This window comes from Mucilaginibacter sp. P4_G9 (genome assembly GCF_056400985.1).
The window spans coordinates 1-16,260 of the sequence record NZ_JBFUKF010000093.1 but is presented as its reverse complement, the minus strand read 5'-3'; the positions used below and the strand labels follow the sequence as shown (position 1 = coordinate 16,260).

9 protein-coding genes are annotated in these 16,260 nt (G+C 42.5%); 6 read left to right on the top strand and 3 right to left on the bottom strand.

The genetic code is table 11. The features are described 5' to 3' along the window. The 3 genes from AC1DPZ_RS10645 to AC1DPZ_RS10635 all read right to left on the bottom strand — a co-directional run. On the bottom strand, positions 1-932 hold a 932-nt coding region (locus AC1DPZ_RS10645; RefSeq protein ID WP_477403035.1), incomplete at its 3' end, for a RagB/SusD family nutrient uptake outer membrane protein. A gap of 13 nt (positions 933-945) precedes the next feature. Continuing rightward, positions 946-4,104 (bottom strand): SusC/RagA family TonB-linked outer membrane protein, encoded by a 3,159-nt coding sequence (locus AC1DPZ_RS10640; RefSeq protein WP_477403033.1) that lies wholly within the window; start codon positions 4,102-4,104, stop codon positions 946-948. Positions 4,105-4,545: 441 nt separating this feature from the next. After that, positions 4,546-5,544, bottom strand: a complete 999-nt coding sequence (locus AC1DPZ_RS10635) for a family 43 glycosylhydrolase (RefSeq protein ID WP_477403031.1) — start codon at positions 5,542-5,544, stop codon at positions 4,546-4,548. Between the two features lie 317 nt (positions 5,545-5,861). Between AC1DPZ_RS10635 and AC1DPZ_RS10630 the strand changes: the two genes are divergently transcribed. The 6 genes from AC1DPZ_RS10630 to AC1DPZ_RS10605 form a co-directional block, all read left to right on the top strand. After that, positions 5,862-7,757 carry a glycoside hydrolase family 97 protein gene (locus AC1DPZ_RS10630; RefSeq protein WP_477403029.1) on the top strand — a complete coding sequence of 632 codons (1,896 nt, stop codon included), beginning with the start codon at positions 5,862-5,864 and terminating at the stop codon, positions 7,755-7,757. A gap of 527 nt (positions 7,758-8,284) precedes the next feature. Beyond that, entirely contained in the window at positions 8,285-9,772 is a 1,488-nt protein-coding gene (locus tag AC1DPZ_RS10625; protein ID WP_477403027.1) for a family 43 glycosylhydrolase, read from the top strand. Between the two features lie 191 nt (positions 9,773-9,963). Further along, complete coding sequence (locus tag AC1DPZ_RS10620; protein WP_477403025.1) at positions 9,964-11,469, top strand: family 43 glycosylhydrolase; 1,506 nt, start codon at positions 9,964-9,966, stop codon at positions 11,467-11,469. 143 nt (positions 11,470-11,612) lie between these two features. Then, entirely contained in the window at positions 11,613-14,204 is a 2,592-nt protein-coding gene (locus AC1DPZ_RS10615) for an alpha-L-arabinofuranosidase C-terminal domain-containing protein (protein ID WP_477403023.1), read from the top strand. A gap of 42 nt (positions 14,205-14,246) precedes the next feature. Then, positions 14,247-15,302: a glycoside hydrolase family 43 protein gene (locus AC1DPZ_RS10610; protein ID WP_477403021.1), complete on the top strand. Its 1,056-nt coding sequence runs from the start codon at positions 14,247-14,249 to the stop codon at positions 15,300-15,302. 730 nt (positions 15,303-16,032) lie between these two features. Continuing rightward, positions 16,033-16,260: RNA polymerase sigma factor (locus AC1DPZ_RS10605; RefSeq protein WP_477403019.1), on the top strand; the 228-nt coding region annotated here is incomplete at its 3' end.

The following is a 16,260-nucleotide window of genomic DNA, read 5'->3' as shown; positions in this document are numbered from 1 at the left end:
AAGTCATAGTGGCTTGACAGGAGATATTCTTTATTAGCTACTTTGGTCAGCCCTTTCGGGTTTGAATTGGCATCATCGAGGTTGAACAAGTAATAATAGCTCAGCGTGTCGACTCCATTGAACAATGAATAGGTATTGTCTGTCATTACCTGCGAGGCTAAACTTGCAGCCTGGGTCAGCCATGTTGTTGTACTATCGGCCTTTTTCTGGTTTTGTGCCCAGTCGGTAGTGGTATTAACATACTTTTCCCAGGTTGCCTCATAAAGCAGAACGCGTGCTTTAAAAGCTTTGGCAGCTTGCTGGCTTACTTGTCCTTTATCTGCTGCTGCAATGCTCGCCTCTAATGGTAAACCTGCAATAGCAACATCGAGATCCCTAAAAATCTGGTTTGCTACCTCGTAGCGGGTGTTTCTTGGTGCCTGAAGGTCAGCGGAATTTACAGATAGTACTTTAGTGGCAAGTGGTATTCCGCCAAATCGCTTCAACAGCAAAAAATGGTGCCATGCGCGAAAGAAATAGGCTGCTGCCACATATTGTTTAATGGCTCCCTTATCACCGGTGTAATTAGCCGCTGCTTCAATCAATACATTATTTGCACGGATATACGCATAGGTATTTAACCAGTAAATATCGGTTTGCGGTGTAGATATTGCGCCTTGGCCGTAGGCGCTGATTGCTAATGTCAAATCGGTGCCCGCATCCATGTAATCGTAAATATTACTGTTTGCGGCACCCTGAACATCAGATTTTACAGGACGAAAGCCTATCATTTTGTTGTAAAAATCATTAGAAAATGATTTGAACTGGGCCGCGTTCTGAAAGAACGAAGCCGTTGTTGGCTGATCGATCGGGTTCAGATCCAAAAATGTTTTTTTGCATGCGCTTGCTGAAATAATCAGGAATAGCGCTATTATATAGTTTAATTTTTTCATTTATCCACAATTTTTAAAATCCAACTTCCAGGCCGAATGTATATGTTCTGATGAAAGGGTAACTGCTGTCAGACGATGTTCCTCTTTCCGGATCGAAGCCGTCCTTAACAGAAGAGAATGTCAGTAAGTCGTTCCCGGAAACATATGCCCTTACCCGCTTTATGCCTAATTTGTCCATCCATTGTTTTGGAAGGGTATATCCGATGATCATATTTTTCAGTCGAACATAACGGAGAGTTTCCATGTTTACGTCATTAACTGCCCAGTTCCAGTTATTCCGGTTATTGTCAAATGACAATCTTGGGTACAGGGCATCGGTGTTGTCTGGCGTCCACGTTTTTCCAATATAGTACGTGTTGATATTTAGGTAGTTACGGAAAAATGGAGCTCTGCCATTCCCACCGCGTAATAAATTTTGTTTAAGTACTCCCTGGAAGAAGCCGGAAAGGTCGAAATTTTTCCAGCGTATGCCAAGATTTGTACCAAATGTATAGTGTGGATCAGCATCACCTGCAAAATAGAGGTCACTTGTATTCAAAACGCCGTCACCGTTTAAATCAACAACGCTTAGGTCGCCTGCACGCAGTTTACTATTTCCGGTCATAGCACCCAGATTACCTACCGTGTTTGCCGTGTATTTTGCAGTATATGCATCTGCGTCTGCCTGCGTTGGGAATACTCCGTTAGTTTTGTACAGGAAGAGCGAATTCAGCGGATAGCCTTGTAACGGCAGGTTTTGTCCGGGAGCGATAGCTGTTGCGCCATTTCGCTTCACCAAAAGGTTTTTATTGTTGCTTACATTAATTCCGATATTGTAGGAAACCTCGCCAATTTTATCATGCCAATTGAGTGTCGCTTCAAATCCGTGTACCCTGAGGTTGCCCGCATTGCTTGGGGGCGCATTTGCACCTAATACCCCAGGATAAATCAAACTGAGAATTAACCCTGTATTTTTACGTTCGTATACGTCAAAGGATCCGCTAAGCTTGTTGTTGAACATGGTGAAGTCAACTCCTATATTCTTGTTCAGCATCCGTTCCCAAGTCAGCTCAACATTGTATATATTGGAGATGGAATTGGTACCCTGTACGGCCGCTGTATTACCAAATATTGCGGTTCCGGCACCGATGCCTGACACATAGTTGAAAGCGCCAATTGCACCATTTGTGCTTGATAAGCCATTGGTACCGCCCCCGAGTCCGCCTGTTTCTCCATAACCCGCACGCATTTTAAGGTAGCTCACAAATTTTAACGGCTTCATGAAACTTTCTTCAGATAAGGCCCACCCGGCAGAAACGCCGTAAAAGTTTTGTCGGCGGTGATCAGCATCGAAACGGGAAGAGGCATCACTCCGGCCAATCAGTTCCAGAAGATAGCGTTTATTATAATCGTAGTCGAAACGTCCAAGGTACGAAGTAAGTCCTACCTTAACGTCTGAGCTATTATTGGTCGCGTTTACCGGGGTCGCGGTATTCAAATCGTAAAGGCCCGGGTATAACAGGCCTGTGCGTTGACCGCCCAAAACCCTGTCTTCCTGCAGCTCGGCAGTACTGCCCATTGTAACTGCCAAATTATGCTTTTGCGCAAAGGTCTTATTGTAATCCGCAAGGACACCGAAGTTGTTGTAAACGGTATTTGAGATTGTTTCCCCTACGAAGGCTGGATTGTAAATTGTTGAATATATACGGTCTCCGGTCCAGCTGTAAAGATTATAAGTTTGATTATATTCGTTTTTCATGCCGTCACGTTTGGTGATTGCTGCCGTTCCGCTTATTGTTAAACCGTCAATGATATTTGCCGAGAGCTTGGTATTGAAACGGAAGAAGTTATCTGTATTCCTGATACGACCACCGGCTTGCGTCATCGCGACCGGGTTACGGGAACCATAATCATCGTAGTAGTTGCCAACGCTGTTGTAAACGGGGAAAATGGGGGCATCAAAAAAGCCTGCTCCAACGCCATTTCTGGGACTTTTTACCGTTCTTGTATCGTACGCGATACCTGATTGCCATTTTACTTTTTTAGAGATCTGGTAATCATAGTTAAAGCGGGCATTATATTTAACTTCGCCGTCATAAGCTGTTTTAAGAATTGACTTGTTATTTGAATACCCCAATGAAGCCGCATAGCCCGTATTATCTGTTGAGCCCGTGAGCGAAAGGTTATGCATTTGCGAATTTGAATTTCCGTAAAGTACGCGTTGCCAGTTATTATCACCATAATGTGATACCAACCCACTTGGCTGGGTATAATCAAATGATTCTCCGTTTGCCATTCTCTGCAGGTTGGCCAGTGTCCATTGCGGAAGAAACTGAATCGGGGTGCCCGACGCGTCGACCCTGTCCTGCATTGACGTTTCAAGATAAAGGCCGGCCCATTGCATCATATTGCCCCAGGGAACTGTTTTAGCAACTGTGTTTAAGCTATAACTTGGATTGTAATTAACCTGAGGTTTTCCCTTACCTCGTTTGGTGGTGATCAATATTACACCTCCCTGCGCACGTGCACCGTAAATTGCGGCAGATGCATCTTTAAGTGCGGTGACTGATTCAATGTCATTAGGGTTTAATGTGCTGATCTCAAAATCTGCTACAGTAGGCACACCGTCAATAATGATCAGCGGTGAAACAGCCGAAGTAGATGATTCCCCGCGTAGCCTGATGGTCAAATTTTCATTGCCCGGCCTGGGAGAATTTCTTGTAACAACCAAACCGGGGATCTCTCCCTGCAACGCAAGCGCCGCGTTGGGTACCGGCCTGTCTCTGAACACTTCAGATCCAACCTGGGAGATTGCACCTGTTAGTGTTTCCTTTTTCCTGGTGCCGTAGCCCACTACAATTACCTCGTTAAGGTCATTCGGCACAGCGCTAAGGCTGATGTGCATAGTGTTTTTGGTGTCTGCTTCAACTTCTAATGAACTGAAGCCCAAATAGCTGATTTGCAGGACAGCACCCTGCGAAGCGGCTATCTTAAAATTGCCTTTAACATCAGTTGCAACCGCTGTTGATGTTCCTTTTACCTTCACTGTGGCACCGATGATGGTTTCGTGGGTCTTTGCATCGGTAACTTGCCCCGATACCGTTGACTGGCCATAGCCGCGAAAACTTACCAATGCCAGTAGGATGGTAAATAACGTAGCATACAGCTTGTAATTAAGTACTGCTTTTCTCATAATTTATTCATTGTTTAATTAATTGGTTGTGTTGTTGGTTAATTAATGGAACGACTGCTATTGCGGCCTGTTGGCAAAATGGAAAATATACGGCGTATCACATTTAGATGATTTCGCTATCCGCCTGTAATTTTAAGTGGGTGATGCACGATAGCACGAATCTCCAATAAGCGTAACAGGTGGTTTCTTGGTTTAAAACGACTCATGGTTTAATTTTTAATCATCAGAAATAGGGTTTTTAAAGCCGGAATTGCGCTTCTTTAAGGATGACTTCATCCTGCGAAGCCGCATACTCATCATATTGAAATTTTTATCAAAAAAAAGGTAGGAGAGCTGCCGGTTCTGATAAAAGACCACAAATTCCGTTTGAAATGATCAAGCAGCGCGATTCACACAGGTACTTAAGGACTGGTCAAATGTAATTCGCAGCAGAGCAGCCGTTTAATCGGCTTTGAATGTGGAACCCTCACGGATATTAATTTTAAAGGGGACAGGTTTCGGTAACCACATTCTGCCATTTCCGATTTTCACCGGCATCCAGAGATATCTGGAATCCCATTGGGACCTGGGCTTCCAGATATCTCCGAGAAATACAACAGTCGTATCTTTCCTTCCCGAAATTTTAAGTAGTAGTGTTGACTGTGAATTATACGTGTTGGTTTCTTTTGGCGCGATATCCTTGAAATCAGACCATGGTCCTTCAAGCGACGTGGCGGTAGCATATTTGTTCGCATTCGGTCTCCAGCCAGTTAATGCTGAGCCTATTGCATAATATAAGCCTTGGTAATGAACAATTGCGCCGCCTTCCATGTGTTGGCGGATCAGACACATTTCCCGTTCTATACCGAGGCAATCTTCTGTAAGTTTAACAATATGGAAGCCAAGTGGCCGGTCTTCAAATACAAGGCATTGCGCTCCGTCATCGTCGACAAATTGCCCAATGTCCCTGCTTTCGTGATCCAACGGGCGGAAGCTTTTCAGATATCGGAACTGCCCGTCCGGACGATCGCAAACCGCTATCCCAACTCGAGCATAATTATACGTAGCGTTATCGAGATGAAAATACATAACGAATTTGCCGGTTTTTTTACTTAAAAATACTTTCGGGCGCTCAAGTATCCATTTAGGTCCCAGGTTTTCAGGGTCTGTAAATGCCACCACATCCCCCTTGAATTTCCAGTTCATAAGGTCTTTAGAAACGTAGCAGCTTACATAACGTATATTGCTGTCCAGTCCCCGTCTTCTTTCTTCACCATACCAGTAATATTTGTCTTTTACTTTGGTTATCCCGCCACCGTGGGCCTGTATATGGTCCCCATGATCGTCAAGCCATAATTCTCCGGGGGAAATACGGTCAGCATGCTGCGCGCGCGTTGTTTGCACGTTGAACATAGCAGCAAAGAATATTATGAATGGAATTGAATTTTTTTTGAGGAGCATATTCAAATTATTTAATTTTTGTTAGAAAGGGTGTTCCATGGCGAAATATCATTAAGCAAGGCCTCTTTTAAGAAGCCTCCAAAAACAGTGTCGGATGATATATGGGAAGGACGAATTCTTACAGCCGGTTATACTCATTTATTTTCGTTTAATTTGGTACTCAGTTATTGTTGTTATCGCATACCACTACGCCGATATATTTTCCCACTTTATTAAGGCCGGATTACTTTTTGTGTTTAATGCGCCATTCAAAATCAACTCAATGAGTTGAGTATATTTTGGCTATTGTTTTGTCTTATTTTATAATAAGAGAGATTATGTTTTATTCAAAAAAGTATATTGTAACGTTATTAGGCTTTTTGTCTGTGCTCTTCGCATCAACGGCATTCGCCAAAAACACCGGCGCGGCTCAACTTATCACCTCGATACATTCTCCGGATGGACGTACCGTAGTTCAAATCAAGCTTAATCAACGGAATCGCCTTGTTTACAGGCTGACATCTGGCGGCCGGGTGATCGTTAATTGGTCGGCGCTGGGAATTAAAACGGACGGGCCAGTTCTTGACTCGCTTCGGTCCGCCCCTCTGGTAAGCAAATTAAAAGTCAGTTCCAGGTTTTCCTGGCCGCTTGGTGAAGATGCAGTGATTGAAGATAATTACGAGGCGGGCATTTTAAAGTGCCGTACAGCAACCGGAATGTTCCAAATTTACGTGAGGTTATATAATGGCAGCCTGGCCTTTCGGTATGCTTGTTATAATTTGCCGAGGCGGCCGGTACGCCTGCTGGAAGAGGGTACAGAGATGAATTTTGCAAACGTAAGCACAATCTATCAATATCATGAGGAATCGGTATTCAGGCTTGTAAAGGTCGATTCTCTGGCGGGAGCCAGTGACCTTCCTTCAACACTAGTTGCGGCGGGCTGTGGTTATATCAGTGTTGGGGAAGCTGATAACAGAAATTACACCAAATGCGTGCTTATACGAGGGGAAAAGCCCAATAGCCTTGCATTCCGGTTTTATGTGGATACGCTTTATAGGGGACACAATGCTCCCTCCGTTCAAAAGGATACCATGGTCGTTTTCAGGGACAGTTTAGTGACACCATGGAGAACTATCAGTTTCAGCAAAACAGCGGCCGGACTGCATGATTTTAGTCAACTGAATTTGAAACTTGTTAATCCTCTATCAGCCAGGGTCCCTGCAGCCGTGGTGCCCGGAAAAATATTCCGGGTACCCATCAACACCCGGGGCGCCCTCGATGGCGTTGATTTTGCTTCAAAAATGAATTTTCAATATATATTGATCGATGCAGGCTGGTACGGCGCCGAGTTCAGAACCGTATCTGATCCCACCAGGCCTTTGCCCGAATTTGATTTACCGCAAATTATTGCCCACGGTAAACAGAAAGGCATCGGTGTCATTCTTTATGTCAATTATGTTGGACTTAAGGCGAAGTTAGATACGCTGTTACCACTCTATAAAAAATGGGGCATCGCCGGTATTAAATTCGGATTTGTTGATGGTGGCACACAAAGAGGGCTATCATGGCTTGATACGGCTATGAAAAAAGTAAACAATTATGGTTTTGTGTTGAATGTACATGATCATTACAAACCTACCGGACTAAGCCGAAGGTATCCTTTTGTGCTCAGTTCCGAAGGCATTCGTGGCGATGAAAACAGCCCGGACGCTTTTCATAATACTGTACTTCCGTTTACACGTTTTCTTGCGGGTGCTGCTGATTTTACTTTTTGTTATCCCAACATGATCAATTCCTACAATAAGAATTTTAACGTGAGTAAAGCGCAGCAACTTGCCCTTACTGTCGTTTATTTTGATCCGTTACAAGCCATATTCTGGTATGGGCGTTCTCAGGACTACCAGAATGAACAGGAGATAGAGTTCTTTAAGTACGTCCCGACAGTGTGGGACGAAAGCAAATATGTTTGCGGTGATATCGGAAAAGGAATTTGTGTCGTCAGGCGCAAGGGCAACGACTGGTTCCTGGGAGGAGCGGCGGGTTTGGAGCCATGGACCGGGAAGGTTAGGCTCGGTTTTCTCAATAAATCAAAGTCATATCGGGCAACGATATATGAGGATGACGATAATGGCGGGATTCGTAAAAGGACTACCAATTTAAAATATACTGGAATTTTGAATGTCAGTCTTAAAGCAAAGGGTGGAATAGCTGTTATTATCAGGCCATTGAATTAGCCCGTGAACGATATCTAAAACTATTTCTTTTATATCCAGCTGCTGCGCATACAGATCAGGGATTCAAAAACCACACATAAATCATCATTCTACCATGTACTTCATTTAATGATTTTCGGCAATTTGCCCAGATAAACTACGGGGTCAAAAAAATGATTTACCGCGTTTTAAACTAAATTTTTACGTGTTATCGCTGCTACAGCTTACACAGGTCATTAAAAATCCCAACTCCGACTTTTCAGCCGGTTTATAAGCGTAAGCGATTGATATTATTCCTCTTACATGACATTGATACAAAATATACCATTGGTGGGCAACTGTTGCGCGATCGTTTTTAAGAGATATAAAAATTCGGATAATAAAAATTTATTTACTGAAGGTAGAGTATGAGGTTCTTTTTTAATCAGTCATATTTTTATGATACATAACTTCCGCTTATCATGTGATGCTAGAAAGAAAAAGATCAAGCATGTACATCACAGCGGGCTTAATTTGAAATTTTAGAAATATATGCTTTGTAAATAAATATGACCGTATCCAATTTCTTTAAAAAAATCACTCTTTTAATGGTATTTGCAGGGCTTACCTATTGTACGTCTGCACAGGAGTATCCAAAGGCTATCCTAAGAGGTGATTATCCGGACCCGAGTATTATGCGTGACGGGAATGATTTTTACATGACGCATTCGCCGTTTACATATTCTCCCGGCTTTTTAATATGGCATTCGAAAGACCTGCTTAACTGGGAGCCGATAACACGGGCCATGCCAGATCTGGTTGGATCGGCCATGGCTCCCGACCTGTTGAAATATAAGGGTAAGTATTATATTTATTTTCCGGCCAATGGGTCTAACTGGGTGATATGGGCGAATGATATACGCGGTCCCTGGAGTAAACCCGTTGATTTGAAGGTGACGCGTATTGATCCGGGACATGCAGTAGGCGAAGACGGCAAACGTTATTTGTTCGTTTCTGCTGGCGGCATGGTTCCTTTATCAGATGACGGGCTTTCTGTAACAGGCGATCTGAAAGATGTTTACGCAGGTTGGGATTATCCAACAGATTGGATTACCGAATGCAAATGCCTGGAATCTCCGAAGATTTTTAAGAAAGGAGATTATTTCTATATGCTAACGGCCGAAGGGGGTACTGCGGGCCCGGCAACCAGCCACATGGTGGTAGCAGCGCGTTCAAAAAGTATTCAGGGCCCTTGGGAAAACTCACCTTATAACCCTATTGTACATACCTATAGTGCAGATGACCAATGGTGGTCTAAGGGGCATGGAACACTCATTGATGATGTAAAAGGAAACTGGTGGATAGTATACCATGCTTATGAAAAAGGATACCATACCTTAGGCCGGCAAACCCTTATTGAACCTATTGAATGGACGGCAGATGGCTGGTTCAAAACAGCAAAAGGAGAAATGGATTCCGGGGCCAAAGAAAAACAGCATTCATCGGGCTTTACGTTATCAGACAACTTCAATAAAAAAACGCTCGGACTGCAATGGACGGCCTGGAAAGGCTATGATACTAATGCTGTTCAGCTCAAACATGGCAGCCTTTATTTAAAAGCTAAGGGTTCTGGTCCGGAGGATGCGCAGCTTTTATTAACCACAGTCCCGGATACAAGTTATGAAGCACAGGTAGAAGTGAGTTTAACCGGGAGAAGTACCGGCGGGTTGATTTTGTTTTACAATGAGGAAGCTTTTGCCGGCCTTACATCCAATGGTAAAAGTGTTACCATTTATAAGAATGCAGACGCGCATCTCAACAAATCTGTGGCACTGGGAAGGCATTTTTATCTTAAAATAAAAAACAACCGGAATACCTGCGATATGCTTGCCAGCAAGGATGGCAAAAACTGGGTAATTTTCCAATCCGGCTTACGGGTATCGGATTTCAACCATAACAAATATCACGGCTTTTTTGCACTGCGGCCAGGTTTTATGTCAGCCGGAAAGGAAGGCGCTGTGATATTCGATAATTTTAGGTATGAGTCTGTCAACTAAGTGATATCCCAATAAAATAGTCATTATGCGAACATTAACATTAGCATCGGTGCGCTAGGGAGGCCTTTGTTACCTGAGCTATAATGGAGAAAATAGGCTGCCTGCGCATGCCTCGTATTTCGTTTACGAATCGCGATCAGTAGCATTGAAAAATGGTTGGAAGTGATCGGAAACTTAAGTAAGTTACTCTTATGAATAATAGTTTATTAAAAAATTTAGTCTTATTATGGCTATTGTTTGTTGGGCTTGCAGTTAAAGCGCAGCAGAATAATCAGCCTTTAACTCAACCGGTTATCCCGGATTATGTTGCCGACCCCTCCGTGGTTAATTTTAACGGTACGTATTATTTGTATGGAACGGCCGATATTGACCGTGATTTGAAGGAAATGGGGCCGCCCGTTGTTTGGACCTCAAAAGACCTTGTTAACTGGAGTTATAAAGGGACACTTTTTCAGGGTATTGATTGGAATAAACCTTACACCTATGGCCCCGAAGGAAAAAAGAAAACGGGATATTTCAGGTACTGGGCCCCTGGTGTGGTAATTAAAAAAGATAACCTTTATCACCTGTATGCTACCATTGTTAAGCCTGATGCAAGGCTCGGTACTTATCATTTAACGGCAAAGAGGCCGGAAGGCCCTTTTAAATTCAGCAATGGATCAGGTGTTTTCTTTAATCAGCCAGAAAAAGAAAGTGAAGAGACTAAGCCTGTCGTGGCTGATATAGATGGAGACCCCTTTGTAGATGAGGATGGGCAGGCTTATATTTTCTGGCGCCGAAGAAAAGCGGCTAAACTGAGTAAAGACTGGAAAACTATTGAAGGCCCGGAAGTATCTATTCCAACCAAGAGATCCGGTTATTCTGAGGGGCCCTTCTTATTTAAGCGAAACGGTATTTATTACTATTTTTATACATTATCGGGCGGAGCCAACTATGCTTATGCCTATATGATGAGTAAAACCGGCCCATTGGGACCCTTTGTTGCCCCGGAGCAGGATATGGTGTTCAAATCCGATGTTGCGAAAGGCGTTTGGGGCCCGGGCCATGGTAATGTGCTTCGTGTCCCCGGTACAGATAATTATTTATTTTTTTATCTGGAATACGGCCAGGGAGGCACGACCCGTCAGGTTTTTGTTAACCGCTTACAGTTTAACGCAGATGGAACCATTCAGCCTGCACAGGTAAATACTACCGGGATTGCGGAAATACCCAATTTGAAAAAAAATACCCACATACATCCTGTTAAAGTTACGGCTTCGAGCGCGAGAAGGGATACCGTTATCAAAATATCTATCGACACGGTAATTGATAAGTTGATTGCTATGCCTCCCAAATTTGTTGAAACTGAACTTGCAAGCGTTCAGCGTATAATGGATTTTAAACCAGAAAATGCTGTTGACGGCTCAAACGGGACCTCTTGGATGAGCGACAATGCCGATAAGGAACCCTGGTATCAGATTGATCTTGGTGCAATAAAGCGGGTGAATAGCCTGGAGTTCTTTTTTGTAAAATCCACGTTAGGGCATAGTTTTAAAATCGAGAAATCAGAAGATGGCCAAGTATGGAAAACAATAAATACACCCGAATTGCAGGTAATTCACTCCCCCGAAGTGGTCAATAAAATAGGGAAAACCCGTTTCCTCAAATTAACCATCTTGTCCGGTGCGCCAGGTTTGTGGGAAATTAAGGTGTATTGACAACGTGGTAATACCGATGTACCCGTGAACTGGAATATAGAAATAGAACAATCCCGTTAAATGGAGAAAAGTCTGTTTTATATAAATAGATAAATAAGCAATCAACAAAAGGAAAACACACAGATAAATATACTTATAACTAAATGAATCGAATTTTAAAGCTCGTCGGAATACTTCTTGTATTGTTTATACAGTGCGCTTTTGCTTCAAAACCTGTCCTGGTTGATCAACCCGATTCTGTTTATCTATTTTCGTATGGAGCCAATAACCCTTCGGTGGGCCTTCAGTTTGCATGGAGTCCTGATAAAAAGAATTGGAACCTGATTGGAGGAGGAAACGGGTTTTTAAGAAGCGATTATGGCCCTGGTGGCTCCCAGAAAAAGATGTTTAATCCATTTGTGATTTTTGGTGCAGATAAGATGTGGCATTGTATATGGAGTTTGAATGCTACTGAACAGATTTACGCCCATGCAGCATCAGAGAATTTGATTGACTGGAATCGTCAGAGTTATCCGGCGGTAGGCGAGGGATATAATTTTCTTCGCCCGGGAATTAAATTTGATCCGATCCAAAAAAACTATTTGGTTACTTATGCGGATGCCAGGGGGAAGTTTTTCGCCGTTGAAACGAAAGATTTTAAAAGAAACGACCGCGGAAGGGAAATTTCCACTGAAGATTACATCCCTTCAGTTGATGTTAACCTGCCTTCCAGTAAAGTAAGCGGGCAAATTCATCGGGTTAAATGGGCTGTAGTTGACCGGATGATTAAAGCGTACGAACTCAGAAATTTCAAAAATATTGCAAAGGAGGAAACGACGCAGCAAGATGCTTACCGGTTTGCCGGGCTGAAACCAATTGAAGCAAAATTTACTGTGAATGCAGAAAATGCCAAACCAATAAGTAATACCTTGATAGGCATCTTTTTTGAGGACCTCAATTATGCTGCAGACGGGGGATTATATGCAGAACTCATTCAAAACAGGGACTTTGAATACGATTTGCACGATAAGTTTGGAAGTGACAAAAGCTGGACTCGTTCTCATTCCTGGACTTCAGCAGGAGTGGGGGTTAGTTTTACAATTGATTCTATTGCCCCTGTTCACCCCAATAATCTTCACTATGCGGTATTAAAAACAAGTGCGAATGGAGGCTCACTTATCAATTCTGGCTTTGACGGCATAGCTTTAAAAAAAGGTGAAAAGTATAATTTCTCTCTATTTGCTAAACTATTAGATAAAGGGAAAGGAAATCTGAAAGTTCGTTTAATTGGGAATAATGGAGACGTGTTTGGAGAAACCATAATACCTGTTGCTTCAGGCCCCTGGAGAAATTCAAAAGCTGTTCTTACTTCAAATGCCACCGTTACCGATGCGAAATTGGAATTGCAGGCTATTCAGGCTGGCAGGCTGGCCATTGATATGGTTTCTCTATTTCCTCGGGATACTTATAAAGGCAGAACGAATGGGTTGCGGGCCGATCTGGCAAAAACTATCGCTGATATTCATCCTCGTTTTGTCAGGTTTCCCGGTGGTTGTTTAGCCCATGGAGATGGTTTAAACAATATTTATCGTTGGAAAAATACCATTGGGCCGCCGGAAGCGCGCAAACCACAACGTAATATATGGCATTACCATCAGTCTGTTGGATTAGGTTATTTCGAGTATTTTCAATTTTGCGAAGATATAGGGGCGGAGCCTGTCCCGGTAGTTGCCGCCGGCGTTTCTTGCCAAAATTCCGGAGATGGAGGAAACGGGCAGCAAGGCGGAATCCCAATGGAACAAATGGATCAATATGTTCAGGATATCATCGATCTGGTAGAATGGGCAAATGGGGATGCCAATACCAAATGGGGAAAAATACGCGCCCAGGCCGGGCATCCTAAACCTTTTAATTTAAAGTATATCGGCGTTGGGAACGAAGATTTGATAACCGATATATTTGAAGAGCGATTTACCATGATTGTTAATGCTTTGAAAAAGGCTCATCCCGAGATTATAGTAATCGGAACTGCCGGGCCAAGTTTTGAAGGTACAGATTATCGGGAAGGCTGGGATGTTGCATCCAGGTTAAAGATTCCAATAGTTGACGAGCATTACTATAATAAAGCAGGCTGGTTTATTAATAATCAGGATTTTTACGACAGTTATGACCGGTCAAAACCTAAAGTTTACCTGGGTGAGTATGCAGCAACGGTGCCAGGGCGGGGCGCTAATTTTGAATCCGCCTTATCTGAAGCCATTTATCTGACTTCGCTGGAACGTAATGCTGATGTGGTAAGTATGAGTTCTTATGCTCCCTTACTTGCCAAGGAAGGCCACACCCAATGGAACCCTGATATGATATATTTTAACAATACTGAGGTTAAGCTCACGGCTGCTTACCAGGTGCAAAAACTTTATGGCCAAAATTCGGGAGACCAATACCTGCCAGCTTCGGTAACCCTGTCTAATAGCCAGGATGCGGTAAAAAAGCGGGTGGCTATATCAGTTGTACGCGATTCAAAATCTAAGGACCTGATCATTAAATTAGTGAACTTGCTTCCTGTTGCCGTTAAGGCGCTTACTGATTTTAAAAATATTACGCCTCTGGGAGAAAAAATAACGAAAACTGTATTGCAGGGGCAACTTACTGATAAAAATATCTCGCCGGCAGTTGCAGAGGCTCCACTTGCCGAAATTAATTCAACAGAATTGCCTCCGTATTCATTCACGATACTGAGAGTTAAAACGAAATAGAATTCCGGAGAACTGGTCTTAATAAAACAAATTAATTTAACAATGAAAATAAGAATAATAATAGCCATTAAGCTTTTAGTCGTCATAACTTTTATATGCCAACAGGCTATAGCCCAGAAAAAAATTAAGGAGAAAGATATGAGCGCTTACCTGATGGTATATTTCAAGGACGAGACACATAGCCTTTATATGGCATTAAGTAAAGATGGTTATTCATTTTCAGATATAAATAATGGGAAGCCGGTAATAGCGGGAGATACAATTGCCTTACAGAAAGGAATTCGCGACCCCCACATTTCACGTGGCCCTGATGGCGCATTTTATTTAGCAATGACAGATTTACACATCTTTGCTAAAAAAGCGGGCTATCGCGACACCGAGTGGGAAAGGGATAAGGAGTATGGTTGGGGAAATAATCGTTCGATGGTGCTGATGAAATCATGGGATCTGATCAATTGGAGCCGCAACATTATCAGGGTGGATCAGGCGTTTCCTAGCCTGGAAGACATAGGTTGTGCCTGGGCACCCGAAACCATTTATGATAAGGCTCAAAAGAAAATGATGATCTATTTTACTATGCGTTTTAAAAACGGCAAAAACAAAATATATTATTCTTATGTAAACGATGATTTTACCAAACTGGAAACAGCTCCGGAATTATTGTTCGAATATCCGAAAGATGTATCCTATATCGATGCAGATATAACCCGGGTAGGAAAAAATTATCACCTGTTTTATGTTCCTCATGATGGTACTCCCGGTATTAAGCAAGCGGTATCCAAATCACTAAATAAGGGATACGTTTACGATGCCAAATGGTACGACCCGGAACCTAAAGCATGCGAAGCACCAACGGTATTCAAACGGATCGGCGAAAAAAAATGGGTTCTTATTTACGATATCTACGGCATAACGCCTAACAATTTCGGCTTTAGTGAAACCAGCGATTTTATAAATTTTAAGAATCTTGGACATTTCAACGAAGGGCCCATGAAAGCAACTAACTTTTCTTCTCCTAAGCACTGTGCGGTTATTCAGCTAACAAAAAAAGAGGCGGAGGCTTTGGCTAAAAGGTGGAATTTTGATGCTCAATTTTAACAACGCCTAAAGCAGGTTATTGACGTACCTATAGCTTACGGCGTACTTTAAGAGTTGAAGTTAATTTCTAAACTTCAACTCTTTTCTTTTTAAACACTACACATAGTGGCAGAATTTGCAATGAGCTTTTTATGGGCCCATTAATCAAAACATGTTTTTACTTGTCCAGGATACCTCGCTGATACTAAACATCTGATTCAGGGAGCTGCTATTCCTTATTTCGTTATATAATTCCTTTTAAATTAACCTTTAGGTTCAATTTAGAAGGAATGCCTGCGTCAATAAATCTAAGTTATCTAATTAATGTATAACTAACCAAAACGAGACATTAAGCCCCGTAGGTTACATTTTAAGACCTCTTTAGCCGAAGGGGCGATTTAATTATTCCCAAAGTTTCTTTAATTATAAGCGGCGATGATTAAAGCTTAATCCACTCATTCCCTGCATTAAAAATTAAAAACTGACAGAAGGTAAAATCAGGCCTGTTTTGATCTATTATACCCCCTTCGATTGGCCGTTATAGGCCTCTCAGCGAGTTCCAATTTGCGATAGTTTAGCGTACTCCACCGGCTAACAACCTTTTTTAACGGCATAACAATTTAGCGTTTAAAAGGTGGTTAGGAACTCCCTTACCGCTCGGGCAGATAGGAGTTTTGGAAGAATACAGAACCAATATAAATAAGAAAATATCAACTCGGGGTATTGCGAGATACTAATTGAGAAAACCATTATGATGAAAAATTTAGAGGAGCTATCCAACCTTTGGAGTGAGGTTTGTATAGGAAATAAACGTTCGTATTCCATAATCCATCAAAATCTTTATCCTGTGCTATATGCTTTAGGCAACAGGATGGTAAATGACGAAGAGCTTACCGATGATCTGATACAGGAGGTGTTTATTAAATTATGGCTAAGAAAGGAATCAATTGGTCCAATTGGAAATGTTAAAGGATATTTC